The following is a 24,606-nucleotide window of genomic DNA, read 5'->3' as shown; positions in this document are numbered from 1 at the left end:
CACTGGCGCACCGGATGGTCCTGATGTTCCCTGTCTGTTCCCACTGTCGGCATCCCCCTGTCTCATGGCGCCGGGCGCCCGCCCGCCGGCGCTCCGGCGCCGGCCCACTCCAGGCCGGGGCCGGATGCGGGCCCCGGATGCAGGCCCCGCAGGCGGGGATGGGCCATGATGGGGCCATGACGAGCAGCCGCGCCGCCCAGCCCGACCCCCGCCCGACGGACTCCAGCCCGGCCCCCACAGCCCCGCAGGAGGCGGTGAGCCTGTGGGGAGGGCGCTTCAGCGGCGGGCCCTCCCAGGCGCTGGCCGCCTTGAGCGTGTCCACCCACGTCGACTGGCGCCTGGCCCGCTACGACATCGCCGGATCGCGCGCCCACGCCCGGGCGCTGCACGGGGCCGGGCTGCTGGACGGAGCGCAGCTGGAGGGGATGCTGGCCGCCCTGGACCGCCTGGAGGACGACGTCGTCTCCGGCGCCTTCGCCCCCGCGCCCTTCGATGAGGACGTGCACACCGCCCTGGAGCGCGGGCTCATCGAGCGCGCCGGGCAGGACCTGGGCGGGCGCCTGCGCGCCGGGCGCTCGCGCAACGACCAGATCGCCACCCTCATCCGCATGTACCTGCGCGACCAGGCCCGCCGCCTTGGCGGGCTCGTGCTCGACGTCGTCGACGCCCTCATCGACCAGGCCGCGGCGGCCGGGGAGCGCATCATGCCGGGGCGCACCCACCTCCAGCACGCCCAGCCGGTCCTGGTGGCCCACCACCTGCTGGCCCACGCCTGGCCGCTCATGCGCGACGTGGAGCGCCTGGAGGACTGGGACGCGCGCGCCGCCGTGTCCCCCTACGGCTCGGGCGCCCTGGCGGGCAGCTCCCTGGGCCTGGACCCCGACGCCGTGGCCGCGGACCTGGGCTTCGAAGGGGCGGTGGAGAACTCCATCGACGGCACCAGCGCCCGCGACGTCGTCGCCGAGCTGTCCTTCATCCTGGCCATGACGGCCGTCGACCTCTCGCGCCTGAGCGAGGAGGTCATCGTGTGGACCACCAAGGAGTTCGGCTTCGCGACCCTGGACGACGCCTTCGCCACGGGCTCCTCGATCATGCCCCAGAAGAAGAACCCGGATGTGGCCGAGCTGGCCCGGGGCAAGGCCGGGCGGCTCATCGGGGACCTCACGGGGCTGCTGGCCACCCTCAAGGGCCTGCCCCTGGCCTATGCCCGCGACCTGCAGGAGGACAAGGAGCCGGTCTTCGACGCCATCGACACCCTGGAGATCCTCCTGCCGGCGGTGGCCGGGATGGTGGGCACGATGAGCCTGCACTACGAGCGCATGGCCGGGCTGGCCCCCCAGGGCTTCGCCCTGGCCACGGATATCGCCGAGTGGCTGGTCAAGGAGGGCGTGCCCTTCCGCCACGCCCATGAGATCGCCGGGGCCTGCGTGCGGCGCTGCGAGGAGCGCGGCATCGAGCTGTGGGACCTCACCGACGCCGACTTCGCCGACATCGATGCCCGCCTGGCCCCCGGCGTGCGCGAGGTCCTGTCGGCCCAGGGCTCGGTGGCCTCCCGCAGCGGGCACGGGGGCACCGCCCCGGTGCGCGTGGTCGAGCAGTTGGCCCGGGCCATCGCCCGCAGCGCCGAGCTGCGGGTCTTCTCCTGGGAGGGCTCCCTCCTGGACGGACCGGTGGGGCCGAGCGGCCCTCGCGACGGCGAGGAGCCCGGGGATGGCGGGGCCGGGGACGCCGAGGAGCGCCCCTGAACCGCCGGGGGCGGCCGGCGTCCTCGGCGTCGCGGTCTGCTGCATCCAAGGCCCCGGCCGGCGCCGCCCCGGAGGTCCTCGACCTGCTGGCCGGCGACCCGGTGGAGGTGGCGCCCCGCCTACTGGGCGCGATCATCACCTCGTGCAGCGAGCAGGGCGCGGTGTCCATCCGGTTGACCGAGGTCGAGGCCTACGCAGGTGAGCTCGATCCCGGCTCCCACGCCTACCGGGGGCGCACCGCCCGCAACGCCTCGATGTTCGAGGCGGCCGGCTGCGTCTACGTCTACTTCACCTACGGCATGCACTACTGCCTCAACCTCGTGTGCGGTGCGGCCGGGCAGTCCCGGGCGGTGCTGCTGCGCGGGGGAGAGGTCAGTGGCGGCGTCGAGCTGGCCAGGGGGCGCCGCCCGGCCGCCACGTCGGACCGGGATCTGGCCCGCGGCCCGGCCCGGCTGTGTGCCGCCCTGGGGCTGGACCGGGGAGATGACGGCATCGTCCTGGGCGGGCCCGGATCGCGCCTGAGCCTGGCCCTGCCCGAGCCGTCCTGCGCCCCGGACCCCGGGCGGATCCGCACGGGTCCGCGCACCGGGGTCTCGGGCCCGGGCGGGGATGGCGAGGCCTTCCCCTGGCGCTTCTGGCTGGAGGGGGAGCCCACCGTCTCCCCGTATCGGGCCGCGGCGCGTCGTCGCCCGTAGGCCGCCCGTCTCCAAAAGCGCGTCGCGAAGTGATGCCCTTCCGGCCGGGGACCAGCGTCAGGGCGGGCATCCGCAGGAGATTGTCGACGCATAGACCATCTATGTGTAGAGTATATGGCGGTGCGGGCACCCCCGCCGGGGCGCTCGACCGCTCCCGCGCCCTACTCAATGACGTGCCTAATGAGCAGGAGAAGGAGATCAATGATGTGGAGCACTCGATACGGCCTGGAGACCGCTCTGAGCGCGGAGGCCCTGTGGCAGACCTGGCTCCGCGTGCTCTCGGGCGATCTCCTCCTTCCCGGAGGGGACCGCTACGAGCCTCTGGGCGGGCTCGGCCATGGGGCTCAGCTGCGGATGACGCCGGCTGGGCAGGAGCCGGTCGTCATCACCGTCACCCGCTGGGAGCCACCTCACTGCCAGGCCGACCGGGTGGAGTACGGGGGAGTGGAGCTGGTCTTCACCCACTCCTTCGATGAGACGGCGTCGGGCAGTCGCATCACCCTGGGCCTGGAGATCCAGGGGGCCGAGGCTGATCGGGTCGGCCCGCAGCTGGGGCCCCAGATCGCCGCCGACTTCCCGGCCACGGCTCAGTCACTGGTGGAGGCTGCTACGTTGGGCCGGTGATGCGCACCAGGTACCAGGGCCCCGAGGCCAGCCCAGGGCTGCTCCTGTGGCGCGCCACACTGGCCTGGCAGCGGGATGTCACTGCCGCGCTCGGCCCCCTGGGCCTGACCCACTCCCAGTTCGTCATCCTGGCCTGCGTGTGCTGGCTGGAGGATCATGAGCGGGCGGGCACCCAGGCGGGGATCTCCGCCCAGGCCGGGATGGATGCCAAGAACACCAGCCAGGTCCTCAAGCGCCTGGAGAGGGACGGCCTGGTGACCCGGCAGGCCGATCCGGGCGATGCCCGGGCCCGGATCGTGCGCGCCACGGGCAGTGGGCGCAGGCTGTGCGAGCAGGCGGTCCCCGCCGTCGAGGCCGTCGACGAGGCCTACTTCGCCGCCCATCCCGCCCTGCGCGAGGCCCTGCTCAGCGGCCCGGCTCGGCCATGAGACGACGACGGCGGGCGGCGGCGCCCCTCGCCCGACGGGCGGGGCGGGGCCGCGACCGGCAGCAGGGGCCCGTGGGGCTGGAGCAGTACTGGAACCACAACACGGCCTTCCACGGTGAGATCGTGCGCGACGCGGCCCGACGCGGCGGACGGGTCCTCGACGTCGGCTGCGGCGACGGGCTGCTCCTGGCCCGCCTGGCACCGGTGACCGGTGAGCAGGTCGGGATCGACACCGATGACGCCGCCCTGGCACGGGCCCGCGCGCGACTGGGCGCTCTCGGTGATGACAGCCAGGACAGTGCCAGCGATGACAGCCATGCCTCTCACGGCCGCGCCGATGGCGGGACGGCCGGCGCCGCCGTCCCGGTGAGGCTGGAGCGCGCCGACCTGCTCTGCCAGGACCTGCCTGCGCGCCTGGGGACCTTCCAGACCGTCACCTGCGTCGCCGTCCTCCACCACCTGCCCCTGCGCCCCGCACTGCACCGCCTGGCCGCGCTCGTGGCCCCCGGCGGACGGCTCATCATCATCGGCCTGGCCGCCACGGCCACTCCGTGGGACTGGGCCGTGGCCGCGGCCAGTGTCCTGCCCGCCCGCCTGGCCGGATGGCTCCACCACGAGACCGCGGACATCGGGGTCCCCACCGCCCCCGCCCGCGAGCCGCTGACCCGGATCCGGGCCGCCGCCGCCGAGATCCTGCCCGGTGCACGGATACGGCGCCGCCTCCACTACCGCTACCGGCTGACCTGGGACCGACCCGCCAGGGCCGAGCCCCAGAAGGCACGCGGCCCGGCGACACGGGACGGCGCTGGCGGGGCGGGGCCACCATGACCGCGCAGGAGGACTCAGCCCCCATGGCACCCGGCACCGCGGCACCCGGCACCACCGTGATCGGGACCGCCGCCCCCGGCGCGCCAGCTCCCGGCAGTACGGCGGAGGCGGGCGGCCCCCGACCCTCCTTCCGCGATCTGCTCGCCGCCCTGCGCCGCGAGCTGGGGGAGGCCTCCCACTGGCCCGCGCAATCCGGCTTCGAGATCATGACGGGAGCCGTTCTGGTGCAGCACACCAGTTGGCGCAGCGTCCAGCGCAGCTTGGAGCACCTGCGCCGGGCCGGAGCCCTCGACCCCGCCGTGCTGCTGTCGATGGACGAGGCCACGCTGGCCGGGCTCATCCGCCCCTCGGGATTCATGACCGGCAAGGCCCGCAGCCTCAGGGCCCTGGCCGCCTGGCTCACCAGCGGCCCGGGCAGGAGCGCCACCACCCTCGACGACGACGCCCTGCGCGCCCGCCTGCTCGCACTTCCCGGCGTCGGCCCCGAGACCGCCGATGTCATCAGCCTCTACGTCTACCATCGCCCCCGCTTCATCTGGGACGCCTACGCCCGCAGGATGCTCAGTGTGGTGGGCTACCCGGTGGGCCGGGACTACGAGGGCACCCGGCGCCTCCTGGAGCCCGTGGTGGCCGGCGAGGGGCTCAGCGCCGCGGAGCACCAGGAGCTGCACTGGCTGGTGGTCACCGCGGGCCCCTCTGCCCGGGCCCGGGAAGGCTGGGGCGCCTACCTGGGCCGCCCAGGCGGATCCCACCGGCGCTGAGCGGTGGGCCCGACGACGGGGCGTGGCACACTTAGCGTCGCCGGGCGCCACCGCGCCCCGGCCCCAGGCATATGGATGGCTGCGGGCGAGACGAGACGACCGGGAGGTGCAGGAGCGTGAAGGACGTCCTGGAGGAGCTGCAATGGCGGGGCCTGGTGGCCCAGCACACCGATATCGATGCTCTGCGCGCGGCACTGGAGGCCGGTCCCGTCACCTTCTACTGCGGCTTCGACCCCACCGCCCCCTCCCTGCACCACGGGCACCTCGTGGCGGTCAAGGTCATGCGCCACCTCCAGCTGGCCGGGCACCGCCCACTGGCGCTGGTGGGAGGCGCCACCGGCCTCATCGGCGACCCCCGGGCCAAGGGGGAGCGCTCCTTGAACACCAAGGACGTCGTGGCCGGATGGGCCCGGGAGCTGCAGGCCCAGCTCGAGAGGCTCCTGGACTTCCAGGGCGACAACCCCGCGCGCATCGTGAACAACCTGGACTGGACCCAGGAGATGAGCGCCATCGACTTCCTGCGCGACCTGGGCAAGAACTTCCGCATGGGCACGATGCTCTCCAAGGATATCGTGGCCCGGCGCCTGGCCAGCGATGAGGGGATCTCCTTCACCGAGTTCAGCTACCAGGTCCTCCAGGCCAATGACTACCTCGAGCTCTTCCGCCGCCACGGCTGCACCCTGGAGATCGGGGGCAACGACCAGTGGGGCAACCTCGTGGGGGGCATGGACCTCATCCACAAGGTCGAGGGCGCCTCGGTCCACGTCATGACCAACCCCCTCATCACCAAGGCCGACGGCACCAAGTTCGGCAAGACCGAGGGCGGGGCCGTGTGGCTGGACCCCCGGATGCTCAGCCCCTACGCCTTCTACCAGTTCTGGCTCCAGGTCGACGACGAGGACGTGGTGCGCTTCCTCAAGGTCTTCACCTTCCTGGAGCGCGAGGAGATCGAGCGCCTGGAGGCCGCCACCGCCGCCAATCCCAAGGCCCGCGAGGCCCAGCGGGTCCTGGCCCAGGAGGTCACCACCTGGGTGCACGGCGCCCAGGCCCTGGCCCAGGCCCAGGCCGCGACCGCGGCCCTGTGGGGCCGGGGCGACCTGAACGAGCTCGATGCGGACACGCTGCGGGCCGCGACGGCGGACCTGGCCACCACCGAGCTGGTGGTGGGCACCTCCACCATCGTCGACCTCCTGGTGGGCACCGGCCTGGAGAAGGGCCGCAGCGCCGCCCGCAAGACAGTGGCCGCCGGCGGGGCCTACATCAACAACGTCAAGGTCACCGACGAGGACGCGCCGGTCAGCGACGAGCAGGTCCTGGCCGGGGGAGTGGTCCTGGTCCGCAAGGGCCGGCGCAACCTCGCCGCCGCCCGGACCGCCTGAACCCGTGCAGCCCGGGTGCGGGAGCGCCTCGACGACGGTGCGCCCCCGTGGCAGCATCATCGGCCGGCGGCACCCCGGCGCCGCATCTGTGTGGGGCCTCACTGAATCACGGGTTGACCGCCCTGGTCCCAACGTGTAAGTTACTCCTCGGCCTTGAGGCGTCTGGTTCTCCAGAGCATCAAGGCCGGACGAACTCCATCGCGGCGGTCATGAGGCCAGGGTCACGAATCCTCGGTTTGACTTGAAAGATCGCCTCGAATAATGTTCGTCGGGCGCTTCCAGAGGAGGCTTCCTCACCCGGTGAGGATGAAGAATCTGAGTGGGTGTGTTGTTTGAGATCTCGATAGTGTGTCATGTTTTTTATGCCATGTTGGGCTTGATGATGGTTCTGTGTGCTGCATGTTTTGTGTGGTGTGTGGGGTTGTTGTTGGGTCTGTTTTGTTTTTGGTTTGCCTGCCTTGTTTTTTGTGGGGTGGGTTGGGCCATGGGGATAGTTTTCTCTGATTGTTTTGTTTGGAGAGTTTGATCCTGGCTCAGGACGAACGCTGGCGGCGTGCTTAACACATGCAAGTCGAACGGTGAAGCCCTTTTTTGGGTGGATGAGTGGCGAACGGGTGAGTAACACGTGAGTAACCTGCCCCCTTCTTCTGGATAACCTCATGAAAGTGGGGCTAATACGGGATATTCTGGTCTGTGCGCATGCATGGGTTGGGAAAGGTTTTTTTCTGGTGGGGGATGGGCTCGCGGCCTATCAGCTTGTTGGTGGGGTGATGGCCTACCAAGGCGGTGACGGGTAGCCGGCCTGAGAGGGTGGACGGCCACACTGGGACTGAGACACGGCCCAGACTCCTACGGGAGGCAGCAGTGGGGAATATTGCACAATGGGCGCAAGCCTGATGCAGCGACGCCGCGTGAGGGATGGAGGCCTTCGGGTTGTGAACCTCTTTCGCCAGTGAAGCAGGCTCATCTCTTTGTGGGTGGGTTGACGGTAGCTGGATAAGAAGCGCCGGCTAACTACGTGCCAGCAGCCGCGGTAATACGTAGGGCGCGAGCGTTGTCCGGAATTATTGGGCGTAAAGAGCTCGTAGGCGGCTGGTCGCGTCTGTCGTGAAATCCTCTGGCTTAACTGGGGGCTTGCGGTGGGTACGGGCCGGCTTGAGTGCGGTAGGGGAGACTGGAATTCCTGGTGTAGCGGTGGAATGCGCAGATATCAGGAGGAACACCGGTGGCGAAGGCGGGTCTCTGGGCCGTTACTGACGCTGAGGAGCGAAAGCGTGGGGAGCGAACAGGATTAGATACCCTGGTAGTCCACGCCGTAAACGTTGGGCACTAGGTGTGGGGGGCCTTTTCCGGGTTCTTCCGCGCCGTAGCTAACGCATTAAGTGCCCCGCCTGGGGAGTACGGCCGCAAGGCTAAAACTCAAAGGAATTGACGGGGGCCCGCACAAGCGGCGGAGCATGCGGATTAATTCGATGCAACGCGAAGAACCTTACCAAGGCTTGACATGAGGGCGATCGTCCCGGAGACGGGGCTTCCATTTTTTGGCGCTCTTACAGGTGGTGCATGGTTGTCGTCAGCTCGTGTCGTGAGATGTTGGGTTAAGTCCCGCAACGAGCGCAACCCTTGTCCTGTGTTGCCAGCACGTTGTGGTGGGGACTCGCGGGAGACTGCCGGGGTCAACTCGGAGGAAGGTGGGGATGACGTCAAATCATCATGCCCCTTATGTCTTGGGCTTCACGCATGCTACAATGGCCGGTACAGAGGGCTGCGATGCTGTGAGGCGGAGCGAATCCCTTAAAGCCGGTCTCAGTTCGGATCGGTGTCTGCAACTCGACACCGTGAAGTTGGAGTCGCTAGTAATCGCAGATCAGCAACGCTGCGGTGAATACGTTCTCGGGCCTTGTACACACCGCCCGTCACGTCATGAAAGCTGGCAACACCCGAAGCCCGTGGCCTTATGGGGAGCGGTCGAAGGTGGGGCTGGTGATTGGGACGAAGTCGTAACAAGGTAGCCGTACCGGAAGGTGCGGCTGGATCACCTCCTTTCTAGGGAGTTTCTTTCTTGGTGTGCTGGCCTGGTGGGGTCTGGTGCTGGGTTTGTTGCCGTAGCCCTGTGTGGGTGCGGGCCTGGTGCTGGGTCTGGGGCTGGTGGGCCTGGAGTGTTGGCGTGGTGTAGGGAACTGCTGCTGTCTGGTGCGCTCCTTGGCTCCTTCTTGTTTGGGGGGGTGGGGGTGTGGTGGGTGGTGGTGCGGCCTGGTCCTGGGGGTGCCCTTCGTTGTGGGGGGTGGTCGTGGGGTGGGGCTGGTGGCATGCTGTCGGGTTCTGGGGCAATCGTGCCCTGGGTGGCCTGGCTGCTGGCTGCATCCTGAGGGGGGTGTGGTTGGTGGTGTGGGTGGGTTGGTTGTGAACTGTATAGTGGGCGCGAGCATCTGATGAGGGCCCCGCGCGTGCATCTGGTGTTGCCTGGTGTGGTGTGGGGTTCTTGTTGGTAGTGCTGTATGTGTTTTTGGTGTTCTGTTTGTGTTTTGTTTGTGTTTTGTTTTTTTGAGCGTTCGGTGGATGCCTTGGCATCAGGGGCCGATGAAGGACGTGGTGGCCTGCGATAAGCCTCGGGGAGCCGGCTGGCGGGCTGTGATCCGAGGGTTTCCGAATGGGGGGACCCGGCACGAGTTATGTCGTGTCACCTGCGTCTGAATTGTATAGGGCGTGGGGGGTGACGCGGGGAAGTGAAACATCTCAGTACCCGTAGGAGAAGATATTCCGTGAGTAGTGGCGAGCGAAAGCGGATGATGGCTAAACCGTGTGCGTGTGATACTCGGCAGGGGTTGCGTGCGTGGTGTTGTGGGGCTCTGCTGTTGCTCTTCTGCCGGAGGGCGGTGCGTGCGTGTGCTGGTAGCCGAAGCGTCTGGGATGGCGTGGCGTAGTGGGTGAGACCCCCGTAGGTTGAACTGGTGCGTGTGTGTGCGGGTGGGGTGCCCGAGTAGCACGGGGCTCGTGGAATCCTGTGTGAATCTGCCAAGACCACTTGGCTGCCTGAATACCTCCTGATGACCGATAGTGGATAGTACCGTGAGGGAATGGTGAAAAGTACCCCGGGAGGGGAGTGAAATAGTACCTGAAACCGGGCGCTTGCAAGCCGTCAGAGCCTCGTGTCCTCATTTTTGGGGGTGTGGGGTGGTGGCGTGCCTTTTGAAGAATGAGCCTGCGAGTCAGTGGCGTGTCGCGAGGTTAACCCGTGGGGGGTAGCCGTAGCGAGAGCGAGTCCGAAATGGGCGAGTGTAGTGGCGCGTTCTGGACCCGAAGCGGGGTGATCTACCCATGGCCAGGTTGAAGCACGTGTAAGAGCGTGTGGAGGACCGAACCCACCTAGGTTGAAAACTGGGGGGATGAGCTGTGGGTAGGGGTGAAAGGCCAATCAAACTCCGTGATAGCTGGTTCTCCCCGAAATGCATTTAGGTGCAGCGTCGTGTGTTGCCCGGCGGAGGTAGAGCTACTGGGTGGCTGATGGGCCCCACAGGGTTACTGACGTCAGCCAAACTCCGAATGCCGTCGGGTATGAGCGCGGCAGTGAGACCGCGGGGGATAAGCTCCGTGGTCGAGAGGGAAACAGCCCAGATCGCCGGCTAAGGCCCCTAAGCGTGTGCTAAGTGGGAAAGGATGTGCGGTCGCGCAGACAACCAGGAGGTTGGCTTAGAAGCAGCCATCCTTGAAAGAGTGCGTAATAGCTCACTGGTCAAGTGGTCGTGCGCCGACAATGTAGCGGGGCTCAAGCACACCGCCGAAGCCGCGGATCCCCGGCGTGTTCCCCAGCGTCCCACCTGTTGTGGGGTGTTCAGGGGCCGGGGGTGGTAGGGGAGCGTCCTGCGTGGGGTGAAGCCCGGGAGTGATCGTGGGTGGACTGCGTGGGAGTGAGAATGCAGGCATGAGTAGCGATACTAGGGTGAGAAGCCCTAGCGCCGAATGACCAAGGGTTCCAGGGCCAGGCTAGTCCGCCCTGGGTGAGTCGGGACCTAAGGCGAGGCCGACAGGCGTAGTCGATGGATGACGGGTTGATATTCCCGTACCGGCGAAGCACCGCCCATGCTGACGCGCGGGTGCTGACCCACGCCCGGGTCTCCTGTGTGCCATGGCTGCTGCTGCCCTTCGGGGTGGTGGGGCTGTGGTGGGGGGGCCGGGGTCTGGGGACCCTCCGTGCAGGTAGGCAAGCGTATTAACAGGGGTGACGCACAGTGGTAGCCTCCGCGGGCCTGATGGCTTGGCCCGTTCAAGCGCGCAGCCCGGTCCCCAGGCAAATCCGGGGGCCAGCCGCCAGTTGGTGGCAGGGGTGAGGCGTGATGGTGACCCCACCGGTGGTGGGGGATAGCAGGGTGATCCTGGGGTGCCGAGAAAAGCCTCGACGCGATGGTGCCAGCCGCCCGTACCCTAAACCGACACAGGTGGTCGGGCAGAGTATGCCTAGGCGCACGAGTGAATCATGGTTAAGGAACTCGGCAAAATGCCCCCGTAACTTCGGGAGAAGGGGGGCCCGAGCCCTGAAGCCCCGTTGCGGGCTAGGGGTGAGGGTCGCAGAGGCCAGGGAGAAGCGACTGTTTACTAAAAACACAGGTCCGTGCGAAGCCGTAAGGCGATGTATACGGACTGACGCCTGCCCGGTGCTGGAAGGTTAAGAGGAGCCCTCAACCACCCTTCGTGGTGGTGAAGGGGTGAATTTAAGCCCCAGTAAACGGCGGTGGTAACTATAACCATCCTAAGGTAGCGAAATTCCTTGTCGGGTAAGTTCCGACCTGCACGAATGGCGTAACGACTTCTCCGCTGTCTCAACCATGAGCTCGGCGAAATTGCACTACGAGTAAAGATGCTCGTTTCGCGCAGAAGGACGGAAAGACCCCGGGACCTTTACTACAGCTTGGTATTGGCGTGCCTCATAGCTTGTGCAGGATAGGTGGGAGACAATGAGACCGCCGCGTCAGCGGTGGTGGAGTCGGCCTTGAGATACCACTCTGGTTATGGTGCGCGCCTGAACCTGGGCCCGTGATCCGGGTCAGGGACAGTGCCTGGTGGGTAGTTTAACTGGGGCGGTTGCCTCCTAAAGAGTAACGGAGGCGCTCAAAGGTTCCCTCAGCCTGGTCGGCAACCAGGTGTTGAGTGCAAGTGCACAAGGGAGCTTGACTGCGAGACCGACGGGTCGAGCAGGTACGAAAGTAGGAACTAGTGATCCGGCGATCCCGTGTGGGTGGGTCGTCGCTCAACGGATAAAAGGTACCCCGGGGATAACAGGCTGATCCTGCCCAAGAGTCCATATCGACGGCATGGTTTGGCACCTCGATGTCGGCTCGTCGCATCCTGGGGCTGGAGCAGGTCCCAAGGGTTGGGCTGTTCGCCCATTAAAGCGGTACGCGAGCTGGGTTTAGAACGTCGTGAGACAGTTCGGTCCCTATCCTCTGCGCGCGCAGGAGACTTGAGGAGGCCTGTCCCTAGTACGAGAGGACCGGGACGGACGAACCTCTGGTGTGCCAGTTGTCCCGCCAGGGGCACGGCTGGTTGGCTACGTTCGGGACGGGTAACCGCTGAAAGCATCTAAGCGGGAAACCATCTCCAAGACCAGGTCTCCACACCCCCCAGTGGGGTGGAAGGCCCCCAGTAGACCACTGGGTGGATAGGCCAGAAGTGTACAACCAGTAATGGTACAAGCTGACTGGTACTAATCGGCCAACACAAAACACACACCCACCCAAGACTCATGGGGCGGGTGAGAGCACGCGAGCACCACACACACCAAGCGCCCACTATACGGTCCACAACCAACCCAACCACCCACACACACCCGCGCAAGAGAATGCGAGTGCGTGTGTGGGGGCACACCCCCCGGGACAACACCCGGATCACACCACATAACACTATAGACGACCAACCACCACCCCCCGCCGCCCACACAAGGCACACCAAAAAGGCAGGGAGGGTGACCCAAGGGCCCACCCACCACACAGCGGCCCACCCTATAGACGTCTCGGTGGTCACAGCGGCAGGGAAACGCCCGGACCCATCCCGAACCCGGAAGCTAAGCCAGCCAGCGCCGATGGTACTGCACCCGCCAGGGTGCGGGAGAGTAGGACACCACCGAGCACACACCACAACGGCCCCGCACACCCCACCACAAAAAAAGGGGCGTGCGGGGCCGTATCATACTCATCGCCAGGCATACGCCGCCGCAGGGACTGAAGGAACCACCATGCCGCACGACGACCGTTCACAGCCCTCAGGCGCGCGCCGGGACGCCGGCCCGTCCCGGCCCTCCGGGTTGGAGGACTCGCGCGGACGCGCCCAGAACGATCGCCGAGGCCAGGGCGATGGCCGCTCCAGGCACGGCTTCTCCACCCGCAGGCATGAGGACGGGCCCCGACGCGGCAGCACGGGGCAGGACCACCGTGACGGCCGTTCACGCCGGGAGGACGACAGCAACCGCGACGATCGCAGCGACCGTCGGCGCAGCGGCTCCCGCGAGGCCACAGGCAGCGACGGGGTCCACCGCTCAGGCGGCCTCCGGGGTAGCTACTCCCGCAACGACGCTCGCGACGGCAGGGGCCGCCGCCGGGACTCTCATGACGGCGGAGGCCGCCGTCAGGGCTCCAGTCGGCGCGAGGGCGGTCGGGACCGGCGCCGCGGCAGTGAGGACTCGCGGGGCTCGGCCCGCCCGCCCCAGCGTCAGAGGATCAAGCCGCCCGCCCTGCCCGATGACATCGAGGCGGCGGATCTCGAGCGCAGTGCCCGCGCCGAGCTGCGCGCCCTGGGCCGGGCCAATGCCGAGAACGTCGCCCGCCACCTCGTCATGGTCCAACGGCTCTTGAATACCGACCCCCAGGCCGCCTACGCCCACGCGCGCTACGCGGCCTCCTGCGCCGGCCGCATCGCCGTGGTGCGCGAGACCACCGGCATCGCCGCCTACCTCTGCGGCCAGTACACCGAGGCGCTCAGGGAGATCAGGGCCGCCAGGCGCCTATCCGGTCTCGACCTCCACCGCGCCATCGAGGCCGACTGCGAGCGGGCCCTGGGCCACCACAGCAAGGCCCTCCAGGTCGCCTCCGAGGCCGACCTGCGCCAGCTCGACGAGATCGAGCGCGCCGAGCTGGCCATGGTCGTCTCCGGCATCCGCGAGGAGATGGGGCAGACCGAGCTCGGTCTCATCGTCATCGAGGACGCCATCCGCGCCCGCCCACGCGACCGCGAGACCCTGCGCCGCCTGCACTCCGTGCGCGCCGACCGACTGGAGAGCCTGGGCCGTCTCGCCGAGGCCCAGGCCATCCGGGAGCGCATCGGTCCCGAGCCCGAGGAGCTCGAGGAGGACATCGAGGTCTTCGACATCCAGGACGAGATCGAGGAGCCCGAGGACCAGGCCCACTCCGCGCACCAGGCCGTCCCGGCCCAGGCCGCCGGCCCCCAGGAGACCCGCAGTGGCGCCGCTCAGGCCGCTCCTGCCCAGGACGCCACCGACCAGGAGCGCTCCGAGGCCGATGACGACGCCGGGCAGGGCACCGCCCCGGACTCCGGTACCGAGGCGCCCGGCTCCTTCGACCAGCGCGTCGAGGCCGAGATGAGGGAGCTGCTCGGCGAGGACCCCGAGGAGCCAGAGGGCGCCGACGCCGCTGAGGACCCTGAGGACTCTGAGGACTCTGAGGACTCTGAGGACTCTGAGGACTCTGAGGATTCTGAGGGCCCCGAGCACACTGACGACACTGACGACATCGAGGAGGCGCAGGAGGCAGCATCGGGCGGGTCGACCGCGGCGGTCCGGGGCGCGAGCCCGGGTGAGCGCACTGGAGGGACCACGCCTCAGCACGCCCCGGGCAGTACTGTGGGTGACACGCCCCAGACCCCGACGCAGGAGGCATGAGCCGATGACGACCCCCGCCCCTCAGGCACCAGCCGCGTCACAGCGCGCCACCCTCCTGGGCTGCGCCCAGCCCCTGGATGAGGCCTACGATGTCGCCCTGCTCGACCTCGACGGCGTGTGCTTCGCCGGCGAGGCCCGGGTGCCCCACGCCGCCGACTCGGTCAACGCCGCGCGCGGGGCGGGCATGCGCCTGTCCTTCGTGACCAACAATGCCTCGCGCACCCCCCAGGCCATCGTCGACAAGCTCGCCGCCAACGGCATCCAGGCCAGGGCGGAGGAGGTCTTCAGCGCCGCCATGGACGGCGCGGCCCTCCTGGGCGAGCACGTGCCCGCCGGCTCCACCGTCCTGGTCGTCGGCGGCCAGGGGGTGCGCCAGGCCCTGACCGATGCGGGTTTCGCCGTGACCTCCACAGCGCAGGACCAGCCGGTGGCCGTGGTCCAGGGATGGGACCCGGGCGTGGACTGGGCGATGCTCTCCGAGGCCACCTACGCCATCGGGCAGGGCGCCCTGCACGTGGCCACCAACCTGGACTCCACCCTGCCCACCGAGCGCGGCTTCGCCCTGGGCAACGGCAGCCTCGTGGCCGCCGTCGTCAACGCCACCGGCAAGCAGCCGCTGGCGGGCGGCAAGCCCACCCCGGGCATCTACCAGCGGGCCCTGGCCCGCAGCGGGGGCGCCCGCCCCCTGGCCATCGGCGACCGCCTCAACACCGACCTGGTAGGGGCGCGCACCGCCGGATTCCCCGGGCTGCACGTCCTGACCGGCGTATCCACCGCCCGCGACGTCGTCCTGGCGACCCCCGGCGAGCGGCCCAGCTTCGTGCACACCGACCTGCGCGGACTGACCCGGCCCCACCCCCAGCCCACCGCGGTCCAGGACCAGGGCCGCACCTGGTGGCAGGTCGGGGACCAGCGCGCCCGCGTCACCGAGGGCCGCCTGGAGCTGGCCGGCGCCGGGGTGCTGTCCACCTCCGCCACGGTGGTCCTGGACGCCTACCGGGCCCTGGTGGCCGCGGCCTGGGACCACGCCGACACCCTCGCCGAGTCCCAGACTCGGGCCGCGCAGGCCGGCTCCTGGCTTCACGAGGCGCTGCGCGTCCCCGAGCTCGACGTCGTCGCACCCTGAGAGGCCATGACGGCCAGGAAGGACCCACCCACCCCCGTGACACGCGCCCACCACAGCCAGGATCCGACGTCGTCGCCCCCCGACCCCGGGGCCTCGGAGGCCCCGCGCCCCGCCCCGCCGCGCCGGCCGGCGGCTCCTGGGGCGATCGTGCCCGAGCACTCCCGGATCGAGCAGATCCAGGACATGGCCCTGGAGGATCGGGCGGCGGCCCTGGTATCCCTGCGTGAGGACCTCTCCGCCGCCCTGCACCAGGCCCAGGACGGCGCGGGCGCTGGAGGCGGCCAGACCACTAGTGGTCCCCGGGGCTGACCATGGCGCGCCTCATCCGCATCGACTCCGAGCTGGCCCGCCGCGGCCTGGCCCGCTCACGCACGCACGCCGCCGAGCTGCTCGCCCAGGGGCGCGTCACCCTCGACGGCATGGTCGTCACCAAGCCCGCGCGCCAGGTCAACCCGGCCCAGGCCATCGAGGTCCTGGCCGCGGCCGACGGGGCCCGGGCCGAGAGCCCCGATGGCCCCGCGGGAGCCACCGGGCCCCGGGGGCGGGGCGACTACGTCTCGCGCGGGGCCCTCAAGCTCGTCGGCGCCCTGGACGCCCTGGGGGCCCGGGGCCTGGCCCCCCGGGTGGAGGGGCGCCGCTGCCTCGATGCGGGCGCCTCCACCGGGGGCTTCACCGATGTCCTGCTGCGCCGGGGCGCCGCGCATGTGGTGGCCGTCGACGTCGGCTACGGCCAGCTCGCCTGGTCCCTGCAATCCGACCCCCGGGTCACCGTCCTGGACCGTACCAATGTGCGCACCCTGGACCCCCGGGCGGTGGCGCCGGCCCCCGAGCTGGTCGTGGGCGACATGTCCTTCATCTCCCTGACCCTGGTCCTGGAGCCCCTTCTGGCGGCCGCCGCACCGCAGGCCGACCTGCTGCTCATGGTCAAGCCCCAGTTCGAGGTGGGCCGGGAGCGCCTGGGGCGTGGGGGAGTGGTGCGCGACCCCGCCCTGCACCGGGAGTCGGTGCTCAGTGTCGCCGCCCACGCCCACGCCCTGGGCATCGGCGTGCGGGCCATTGCCGCCTCGCCCCTGCCCGGGCCTGCGGGTAATGTGGAGTACTTCCTGGCCATGCGCGCCGGCGGGGCCGACGGCCCGGGCGACCTGACCGGGGAGGAGCTGGAGGCCCAGGCCAAGCGCGCCGTCGCCGAGGGGCCCGCAGGAACCGGCGGCGCAGGAAGGAGCCCTCAGTGAGCGCATCCAGCCCCGTGGCCAGGCCGCAGACCCCGGTGCCGGCTCAGGACCCGGTCCCAGGCCCGAGCCGCCCCCCGGCCCCGGCGGCCGTTCGCCGGGTCATGATCTTCAGGCGCGATCTCAACGATAAGCCGGTCCCGCCCCACCGCCGCTCGGCTCCCACGGGCATGGCCGTGGCCCGCGCGGAGCGGGCGCTGCGCGCCCACGGCGTCGAGCCGGTGGGCCCCGATGAGGCCGGCGAGGTGGACATGGTCCTGGTGCTGGGCGGCGACGGGACGATCCTGCGCGCCTCGGAGGTGGCGCGCGAGCGCGACATCCCCCTGCTGGGCATCAACACCGGGCATGTCGGCTTCCTGGCCGAGGCCGACCCCGACGCCGTCGAGCAGGTGGTGGCCGACCTGGTGGCGGGGCGCTACACCGTGGAGACCCGCACCGCCCTGGATGTGGAGGTCCTGGCCCCCGATGGGACGAGCAGCCACCAGTGGGCCCTCAACGAGGCCGCCCTGGAGAAGCGCGATCGGGCCCGCATGCTGGAGGTGGCCATCGGCGTGGACGGCCAGGCCGTGTCCTCCTTCGGCTGCGACGGCCTGGTGGCCTCCACCCCCACCGGCTCGACCGCCTACGCCTTCTCCTGCGGCGGGCCCGTCATCTGGCCCGACGTCCAGGCCCTGCTGCTGGTGCCCATCGCCGCCCACGCCCTGTTCACCCGGCCACTGGTGCTGGGGCCGGGCTCCTGCCTGGAGATCGTGGTGCACCATGCGGGCTTCGGGGGCGCCGAGATCTGGTGCGACGGGCGCCGCAGCCTGGATGTGCCCACCGGTAGCCGCATCCGCATCACCCTGGCGCAGCGCCCCGTGCGCCTGGCCCGGGTCAACCAGGCCCCCTTCTCCACGCGCCTGGTGCGCAAGCTCGACCTGCCCGTGGCGGGGTGGAGGGCCCTCAACGGGGGCGAGGACGATGAGCCCTGCCAGGACCCCAGCGGTGATGCCGAGGGGAACGGGTCGTGATCGAGTCCCTCCACATCGAGGACCTGGGCGTCATCCACAGCGCGGACCTCGCCCTGAGCCCGGGGCTGACCGCCCTGACCGGGGAGACCGGTGCGGGCAAGACCATGGTGCTCACCTCCCTGGGCCTGCTGCTGGGCCAGCGCGCGGAGTCCGGCATCGTGCGCGCCGGCGCCCAGCGGTGCCTGGTCGAGGGCGCCTTCATCCTCGACCCCGACTCCCGGGCCGCCGAGCGGGCCCTGGAGGCCGGGGCCGAGCTGGATGAGGAGGTGCTCCTGGCCTCGCGCACCGTCCCCGCCTCCGGCCGCTCCCGGGCCCACCTGGGAGGGCGCTCCGTGCCCTCCACGGTCCTGGCGCAGGTGGGAGGGGCCCTGGTCTCCGTCCACGGCCAGGCCGACCAGCTGCGCCTGCGCTCGGCAGCCGCCCAGCGCGCCGCGCTGGACTCCCTGGGGGGCGCCGAGCACCGGCAGCTGTGCCGGCGCTACTCCCAGGCCTACCGGGAGCGCGCCGAGCTGGCCCAGGCCCTGGAGGACTGGCAGGCCTCGGCCCGCAGCCGTGGGGAGGAGGCCGCCCGCCTGCGCCGCGCCCTGGAGGCCCTGGAGGCCCTGGACCCCGCGCCGGGGGAGGACCGGGAGCTGGCCGCCGAGGCCGACCGGCTCGACCACGCCGAGGACCTGCGCCGGGCCGCCACCACCGCCCAGAGCGCACTGAGCGGGGACGAGGAGGCCCTGGGGGCCGGGGACGGGGCCCCCGACGTCGTCGCCCTCCTGTCCGAGGCCCAGCGCGCCCTGGCCCACGAGGCGCAGGTCGACCCTGCCCTGGCCGAGCTGGCCGAGCGCACCGGCAGGCTGGGCATCGAGGCCGCAGACATCGCCTCCGAGCTGTCCTCCTACCTCGCCGGGCTGCAGGCCGACCCCGCCAGGCTCGCCTACGTCCAGGACCGGAGAGCCGCCCTGCTGCGGGCCTGCCGCGAGACCGCCGGCCCCGGGGAGCAGATCGACGACGTCGATGCGCTGCTGGCCTGGGGGCAGCGGGCCGCCGCCCGCCTGGCCGAGATCGACGGCCCCCAGGACGGGGCCGCCGTGCTGGCCGAGCGCCTGGCCGGGGCCGAGGAGGACCTGGCCGTGGTCGGGGCCGAGCTGAGCCGGGCGCGCAGGGCCCTGGCCCGGCGCCTGGAGGAGGACGTCACCGCCGAGCTCGAGGGCCTGCACATGAAGGGCTCCCGGCTGGTGGTCGAGCTCACCGAGCTCGATGAGCCCGGGCCCACGGGGGCGGAGAGCGTGGCCCTGGCCCTGGTCTCCCACCCCGGGGCGCCGGCCCTGCCCCTGGGCAAGGGCGCCTCGGGCGGTGAGCTCTCCCGCATCATGCTGGCACTGGAGGTGGTGCTGGCCGAGGCCGCCGTCGGGACCGAGCCGGGCCCCGGGCGGGAGGAGGGCCGCAGCGCTGCCCGCACCCTCGTCTTCGATGAGATCGACGCCGGGGTCGGCGGGCGGGCCGCCCGGGAGATCGGGCGGCGACTCGCCCGACTGGCCCGCCGCTACCAGGTGGTTGTCGTCACTCACCTGGCGCAGGTGGCGGCCTGGGCCGACACCCACATAGTGGTGCGCAAGGAGACCGAGCCCGAGGCCCCCCGGACGGCGGGGGAGCCCACCACCCGCACCAGCGTCGTCGTCGTGGAGGGCGCGCAGCGCCGGCGCGAGCTGGCCCGGATGCTCTCGGGCCATGAGGACTCGGAGGCGGCTGTCCGGCATGCCGCTGAGCTCCTGGATGAGGCCGGCATGGCAGAATCCCAGGCGTGAGGAACCCCTTCCGCAGGACGTCCGCGTCCCAGGCCGAGCGACCCTCCGGGGTCGTGCGGGTCGACGCGCGCACCAAGAAGCTCACCAAGCGCCTCCAGCCCGGCGAGATCGCGATCATCGATCACACCGATCTGGACCGCGTCGCGGCCGAGTCCCTCGTGGAGTGCCGCCCCTCGGCGGTCCTCAACGCCTCCCCCTCGGTCTCGGGGCGCTACCCCAACCTGGGCCCCGGCATCCTCATCGAGGCCGGCATCCCCCTGGTGGACGACCTGGGACCCGACGTCATGCGCCTGCACGACGGCCAGCGCATCGATGTGCGCCAGGGCGTGGTCAGGCTCCACGGCAGGGACCAGGTCATCGCCGAGGGCACGGTCCAGACCCAGGAGACGGTGGCGGCCTCCATGGAGGAGGCCCGCGCCGGCCTGGCCGTCCAGCTCGAGGCCTTCGCCGCCAACACCATGGAGTACATGCGCGGGGAGTGGGAGCTGCTGCTCAACGGCGTGGGCATGCCCGCGGTGAGCACCCAGATGGGCGGCAAGCACGTCCTGGTGGTGGTGCGCGGCTACTCCTACAAGGAGGACCTCAAGGCCCTGCGCCCCTATATCCGCGAGTACAAGCCGGTGATCATCGGCGTGGACGGCGGGGCCGACGCCGTCATCGAGGCCGGCCTCAAGCCCCACATGATCGTGGGCGATATGGACTCGGTCTCCGACAAGGCCCTGGCCAGCGGCGCCGAGATCGTCGTGCACGCCTACCGCGACGGGCGCGCCCCGGGCCTGGCGCGCGTCGAGGAGCTGGGTGTGGACCACCATGTCCTGGCGGCCACCGGCACCTCGGAGGACATCGCCATGCTCATGGCCGATGAGGCCGGCGCGGAGATCATCGTGGCCCTGGGCACCCACGCCACCCTCCTGGAGTTCCTGGACAAGGGCCGCTCGGGGATGTCCTCGACCTTCCTCACCCGCCTCAAGGTCGGCGGGCGGCTCATCGACGCCAAGGGGGTCTCCCAGCTCTACCGCACGCGGATCTCCGGGTGGTGGCTGGTGCTCCTGGCGCTGGCGGGCCTGTTCGCCCTGGCCATGGCCCTCATGTCCACCCCGGGGGGCCAGACATTCCTGGGGCTGTCGGGCGCGGTGTGGGACGACATCATCGACTTCCTGCGCTCACTGGTGGGACTGGCCCCCCAGTCGCCCACCGTCTAGGCTCAGCCACGCCACCAAGGATCGAAGGCCACCATCATGATCGACTTCCGCTACCACCTGGTATCGCTCATCTCCGTGTTCCTGGCCCTGGCCGTCGGCGTCGTCCTGGGCGCGGGCCCCCTGCAGAACTCCCTGGGGACCGCCCTCAACGACCAGGTCAGCGCCCTGCGCGAGGACCGCAACGCCACCCAGGCCCGCCTGGAGCAGACCGAGACGGCCGTCAACGAGCGCGATGACTACATCACGCAGGCTGCCGCCCAGTTCCTGCCCGGCAGGCTCTCCGGCAAGTCGGTGGCGCTGGTGCTCCTGCCCGGGGCCAACAGCGAGGACTCCCAGGCCGTGGTCGCCCAGCTGGAGGCGGCCGGGGCCACCATCAACGGCCGCTACACCCTGAGCTCGGCCTGGGTGGACACCTCCCGGGAGACCTTCCGCTCCACCTACTCCGCCCAGTTCGCCGGCAACCTGGGCGCCCCCGCCTCCTCGGACACCAATGCGATCCTCGGCGAGGGCCTGGGCCGGGCCCTGACCGGCACGGATGCCTCGGCCTCGACCCTCATGAGCCTGCTGACGGCCTCCGACACGCCCCTGGTGACCGTCGATGCCCAGGCCAGCGGCCCGGCCACCATGATCGCCGTCGTGGGCCCCCGCCCCGAGGAGGACCCCGGTGCCCAGGCCACCGCCCGGGCCACGGAGGCCTCCACGCCCTCGGTATGGGCCCAGGCGCTGTCGGGCACGGCCTCGGCGGCGCCCACAGTGGTGGTGGGCCAGGCCCGCACCGAGACCGGGGTGGTGGCCCTCATCCGCTCCGCGGGCGCCTCAGTGACCACCATCGACTCGGTGGGGCAGGCCACCGCGGCCGTATCCACACCCCTGGCCCTGATCTCCACCGAGGCCGGCACCCGCTCGCACTACGGCTTCGACGACGGCGCCCAGTCCGTCATCCCACCCATGGCGGGCTGAGGGGTGCCGGGAGGATCGGGGAGGCCGGCTCATGCCGGGCCGATGCCAGGAGGGCCACGATGACCATCGCTGCCAGGATGACCGCCGCCGGTCCGCCGACCGGCTCCACAGCCGGCGCCACCACCGGGACCGGCGGGGCCTCGCCGGCCCGGCGCCTGGCGCGCCTGGGGCTGAGCGCCCTGGGGGCGGGCCGGGCCGCCCTGGACGCCTCCACGCTCCTGGCCCGGCCGATGCCCGCCCTGGAGCGGGTCAACTTCCACGGGCGCACCGTCTCGCTCAGGGGAGGCGTGTGCGCGGCCGCGGGATCGATCGCGGCCGCTGCCCTGTGCGCGCCATGGCCCCGTCAGGCCAGGACGGCCCATGCGGCTGAGGCGGCCGAGCGCGCCGAGCTGGGGGCCGCGGCCCTGGCCGCCCTGGTGGCCGCCACTGCGGGCGCCGGGGCGGGCCTGGCCGACGACCTGGACGCCGGCGCCCACGACGGCCAGGAGACCGCCAAGGGCCTGGCAGGGCACCTGAGGGCGCTGGGACGCGGCCACGTGACCACCGGCGTGCTCAAGATCGCCGTCATCGGGGCCGGTGCGGCGGTGGCCGGGGCCCTGCTGTCGGGCGGTCGCTCACCATCGGCCTGCGCCGGTGCGGCCCTGGTCACAGCATCCTCGACGACCACGGGGCGGCGCCCGGTGGCCTCCAGGGCGGCCCGCCTGGTGGATGCGGCCGGATCGGCCGTGGTGGTGGCCTCCTGGGCCAATGTCATCAACCTGCTCGACCTGCGCCCCGGCCGGGCCCTCAAGGCCGCCGGGGCGGGGGCCGCCCTCCTGCTGGCCGCCCCGGGCCGGGCCCCAGCCACGCGCAGGCTGGCCGCCGGCGCCCTGGGGACGGTGGCCGCAGCCCTGCCCGAGGACCTGGGGGAGCGGACCATGCTCGGCGATACCGGCGCCAATGCCCTGGGGGCCCTGCTGGGCACGGCCCTGGCCGCCCATCCCAGCCGCGCCCTGCGCCTGGGGGCCGGCGCCGCCGGGGTGGCCCTCATCCTGGCCAGTGAGCGCGTGTCCTTCTCCCGGGTCATCGAGCGCACGCCGGTCCTGGCGGCCCTGGATGCCCTGGGCCGCCGCAGCGCCCCGAGCGGGAGCGACCCGGGCACGGCGCAGCCGGGCACCCCGGATCCCGCAGCCCCGGCCGCGGGCCCACCGGGCACGACGACCGCGGGCGCCGGATGAGCGGTGGGACGGCGTCGCCCACCAGGGGCCCGGGCGCCGCTGGCCCGCGCGGCCTCCTGGGGGCAGCCGGGGGCGTGGCGGGCCTGACCCTGGTCTCACGCGTCCTGGGCTTCCTGCGCTGGATCGTCCAGGCCTCCACCCTGGGGGCGGGGACCGTGGCCGGCGCCTACGCCACCGCCAACCAGGTCCCCAACGTCCTGTACGAGGTGGTGGTCGGGGGCGCCCTGGCCGCCACCGTCGTCCCGCTCCTGGCCGGCCCGGTGGCCGCCGGGCGGCGCGAGGAGGCCGCTCGCACCGCCTCGGCGCTGCTGGGCCTAGTCCTGGTGGTCCTGCTGCCCCTGTGCCTGGCCCTGGCGGTCCTGGCCGAGCCGATCGCCGGGCTCTTCCCCGCCTCCCAGGGGGTCGATACCGCCGTCCAGGTCGCCCTGGTGGCCGACTTCCTGCGCATGTTCGCCCTCCAGGTCCCCCTCTACGGCGTCGGCGTGGTCCTCACCGGCGTCCTCCAGGCCCACGGCTCCTTCACCTGGCCGGCGCTGGCCCCGATCCTGTCCTCCCTGACGGTCATGGCCACCTACGGGGCCTACGGGGCCATGGCGCCGGCCGCTGACGGCCCGCCCTCGGCCGCGGCGCTGCGCCTGCTGGGCTGGGGGACCACGGCGGGGGTGGCGGCGCTGAGCCTGCCTCTGCTGTGGCCCGTCCACCGCCTGGGCCTGCGGCTGCGCCCCACCCTGCGACTGGGAGGCGCCCAGGCGGGCAGGGCGCTGCGGCTGGCGGGTGCCGGCATCTGGACCCTCCTGGCCCAGCAGGCCAGCGTCCTGGCGGTCCTGGCCCTGGCCCGCTCCGGCGGCACCACCGGGACCATCGCCGTCTACCAGTACACCCAGGCCGTCTACGTCCTGCCCTACGCCGTCCTGGCCGTGCCGGTGGCCACCGTCCTCTACCCCCGGCTCACCGCTGCCTTCAGCGCCGAGCGGCAGCCGGACGCCAGTAGGCCGGGCACCGCAGCGGATGCCGCAGGGCCCCAGGCCCCCGCCTCTCAGGCGGCCGAGCTGGCGGCCCGCTCCACCGGCGCCGTCGTCGCGGTGGCCGTGGCCGGGGCGGGCATGCTGCTGGCCGCCTCCCACGCCGCCGAGCGGTTCTTCGCCCTGCTGACCGGCCAGGTCGCCGGCATGGGCGCGGCGCTGGCGGTCCTGGCCCCCGCCCTGGTGGGCTACGTCCTGGTCTACCAGGTCACGCGCGTGCTCTTCGCCGCCGACCGCTCCGGCGACGCCGCCCTGGCCACCGCCGCCGGATGGGTCATCGTGGCGGGCGCCTCCTGGGCGGCGGTGCGCCTGCTGTCCCAGGGCGGCGACGGCGCAGCCACGCTCCTGGGCCTGGCCGTGGGCCAGAGCGCGGGCATGGCCTGCGCCGGCGCCGGTCTGCTGGTGGCCCTGGCCCGCCTACTGGGGGCACCCGCCCTGGCCCCCAGCCTGCGCGCCCTGCTCTACGGCGCGCCGGTGGCCCTGGCCTGCGGGCTGGGCGTGCGCGCCCTGAGCGCCGCGACGGACTCGCCCGCCGCGGCCATCGCCCTGGCCTGCCTGGGGGCACTGGCCACCGCCGCCGCAGTCCTGGCCCTGCTCCACGCCCGCGACCGCGCACTGCTGGGCGTGCTGCGCCCTGCCCGGCAGGACGGGCCATGAGCCGGCCACCGCGGTCCTCGGGGCACGGGCGCCCGCGCGC

The 24,606-nt window shown here is 71.3% G+C and carries 16 protein-coding genes, 3 rRNA genes and 1 pseudogene; all 20 read left to right on the top strand.

The window, feature by feature from the left end; translation table 11 throughout:
- Positions 1-158: 158 nt before the first annotated feature.
- The 20 genes and pseudogenes from argH to murJ all read left to right on the top strand — a co-directional run bounded on the left by argH (position 159) and on the right by murJ (position 24,566).
- Positions 159-1,745, top strand: coding sequence for an argininosuccinate lyase (gene argH, locus MANAM107_RS00235; RefSeq protein ID WP_223912616.1), 1,587 nt, complete (start codon positions 159-161; stop codon positions 1,743-1,745).
- A gap of 83 nt (positions 1,746-1,828) precedes the next feature.
- Entirely contained in the window at positions 1,829-2,440 is a 612-nt protein-coding gene (locus MANAM107_RS00230) for a DNA-3-methyladenine glycosylase (protein WP_223912613.1), read from the top strand.
- A gap of 204 nt (positions 2,441-2,644) precedes the next feature.
- Positions 2,645-3,064: an SRPBCC family protein gene (locus MANAM107_RS00225; RefSeq protein WP_223909638.1), complete on the top strand. Its 420-nt coding sequence runs from the start codon at positions 2,645-2,647 to the stop codon at positions 3,062-3,064.
- Complete coding sequence (locus MANAM107_RS00220; RefSeq protein WP_179901148.1) at positions 3,064-3,492, top strand: MarR family winged helix-turn-helix transcriptional regulator; 429 nt, start codon at positions 3,064-3,066, stop codon at positions 3,490-3,492. Before MANAM107_RS00225 ends, MANAM107_RS00220 begins: the two co-directional genes overlap by 1 nt.
- Positions 3,489-4,319 carry a class I SAM-dependent methyltransferase gene (locus MANAM107_RS00215; RefSeq protein WP_223909635.1) on the top strand — a complete coding sequence of 277 codons (831 nt, stop codon included), beginning with the start codon at positions 3,489-3,491 and terminating at the stop codon, positions 4,317-4,319. The genes MANAM107_RS00220 and MANAM107_RS00215 overlap by 4 nt, the downstream gene beginning before the upstream one ends.
- A gap of 23 nt (positions 4,320-4,342) precedes the next feature.
- Positions 4,343-5,080 carry an endonuclease III domain-containing protein gene (locus tag MANAM107_RS00210; protein WP_223909632.1) on the top strand — a complete coding sequence of 246 codons (738 nt, stop codon included), beginning with the start codon at positions 4,343-4,345 and terminating at the stop codon, positions 5,078-5,080.
- Positions 5,081-5,196: 116 nt separating this feature from the next.
- Positions 5,197-6,459, top strand: a complete 1,263-nt coding sequence (gene tyrS / locus MANAM107_RS00205; RefSeq protein WP_223909629.1) for a tyrosine--tRNA ligase — start codon at positions 5,197-5,199, stop codon at positions 6,457-6,459.
- Positions 6,460-6,969: 510 nt separating this feature from the next.
- Positions 6,970-8,505: ribosomal RNA gene (locus MANAM107_RS00200) — 16S ribosomal RNA — on the top strand.
- 486 nt (positions 8,506-8,991) lie between these two features.
- Positions 8,992-12,183, top strand: a 23S ribosomal RNA gene (locus MANAM107_RS00195).
- Between the two features lie 282 nt (positions 12,184-12,465).
- A 5S ribosomal RNA gene (gene rrf / locus MANAM107_RS00190) occupies positions 12,466-12,582 on the top strand.
- The 16S, 23S and 5S rRNA genes sit together here, the layout of an rRNA operon.
- Positions 12,583-13,285: 703 nt before the next feature.
- A pseudogene (locus MANAM107_RS13330) lies at positions 13,286-13,825 on the top strand (tetratricopeptide repeat protein); the annotation flags it as partial.
- A 526-nt stretch (positions 13,826-14,351) separates the two neighbouring features.
- Positions 14,352-15,473 (top strand): HAD-IIA family hydrolase, encoded by a 1,122-nt coding sequence (locus tag MANAM107_RS00180; protein WP_223909626.1) that lies wholly within the window; start codon positions 14,352-14,354, stop codon positions 15,471-15,473.
- A gap of 6 nt (positions 15,474-15,479) precedes the next feature.
- Complete coding sequence (locus tag MANAM107_RS00175) at positions 15,480-15,782, top strand: hypothetical protein (RefSeq protein ID WP_223909623.1); 303 nt, start codon at positions 15,480-15,482, stop codon at positions 15,780-15,782.
- Positions 15,783-15,784: 2 nt separating this feature from the next.
- Positions 15,785-16,705 (top strand): TlyA family RNA methyltransferase, encoded by a 921-nt coding sequence (locus tag MANAM107_RS00170; RefSeq protein ID WP_179899572.1) that lies wholly within the window; start codon positions 15,785-15,787, stop codon positions 16,703-16,705.
- 101 nt (positions 16,706-16,806) lie between these two features.
- Entirely contained in the window at positions 16,807-17,712 is a 906-nt protein-coding gene (locus MANAM107_RS00165; RefSeq protein WP_223913206.1) for an NAD kinase, read from the top strand.
- On the top strand, positions 17,709-19,508 hold the full coding sequence (gene recN / locus MANAM107_RS00160) for a DNA repair protein RecN (RefSeq protein ID WP_223909620.1): 1,800 nt from the start codon (positions 17,709-17,711) through the stop codon (positions 19,506-19,508). Before MANAM107_RS00165 ends, recN begins: the two co-directional genes overlap by 4 nt.
- Complete coding sequence (gene steA / locus MANAM107_RS00155) at positions 19,505-20,710, top strand: putative cytokinetic ring protein SteA (RefSeq protein ID WP_223909617.1); 1,206 nt, start codon at positions 19,505-19,507, stop codon at positions 20,708-20,710. The genes recN and steA overlap by 4 nt, the downstream gene beginning before the upstream one ends.
- Before the next feature lie 36 nt (positions 20,711-20,746).
- Positions 20,747-21,670, top strand: a complete 924-nt coding sequence (locus tag MANAM107_RS00150) for a copper transporter (RefSeq protein WP_223909614.1) — start codon at positions 20,747-20,749, stop codon at positions 21,668-21,670.
- A 59-nt stretch (positions 21,671-21,729) separates the two neighbouring features.
- Positions 21,730-22,887: a hypothetical protein gene (locus MANAM107_RS00145; protein ID WP_223909611.1), complete on the top strand. Its 1,158-nt coding sequence runs from the start codon at positions 21,730-21,732 to the stop codon at positions 22,885-22,887.
- Positions 22,884-24,566, top strand: a complete 1,683-nt coding sequence (gene murJ / locus MANAM107_RS00140) for a murein biosynthesis integral membrane protein MurJ (protein ID WP_223909607.1) — start codon at positions 22,884-22,886, stop codon at positions 24,564-24,566. The genes MANAM107_RS00145 and murJ overlap by 4 nt, the downstream gene beginning before the upstream one ends.
- Positions 24,567-24,606: the final 40 nt, after the last annotated feature.

The sequence above is a fragment of the Actinomyces capricornis genome, assembly GCF_019974135.1.
Taxonomy (GTDB): domain Bacteria; phylum Actinomycetota; class Actinomycetes; order Actinomycetales; family Actinomycetaceae; genus Actinomyces; species Actinomyces capricornis.
This window is presented reverse-complemented; position numbering and strand designations above follow the sequence as displayed.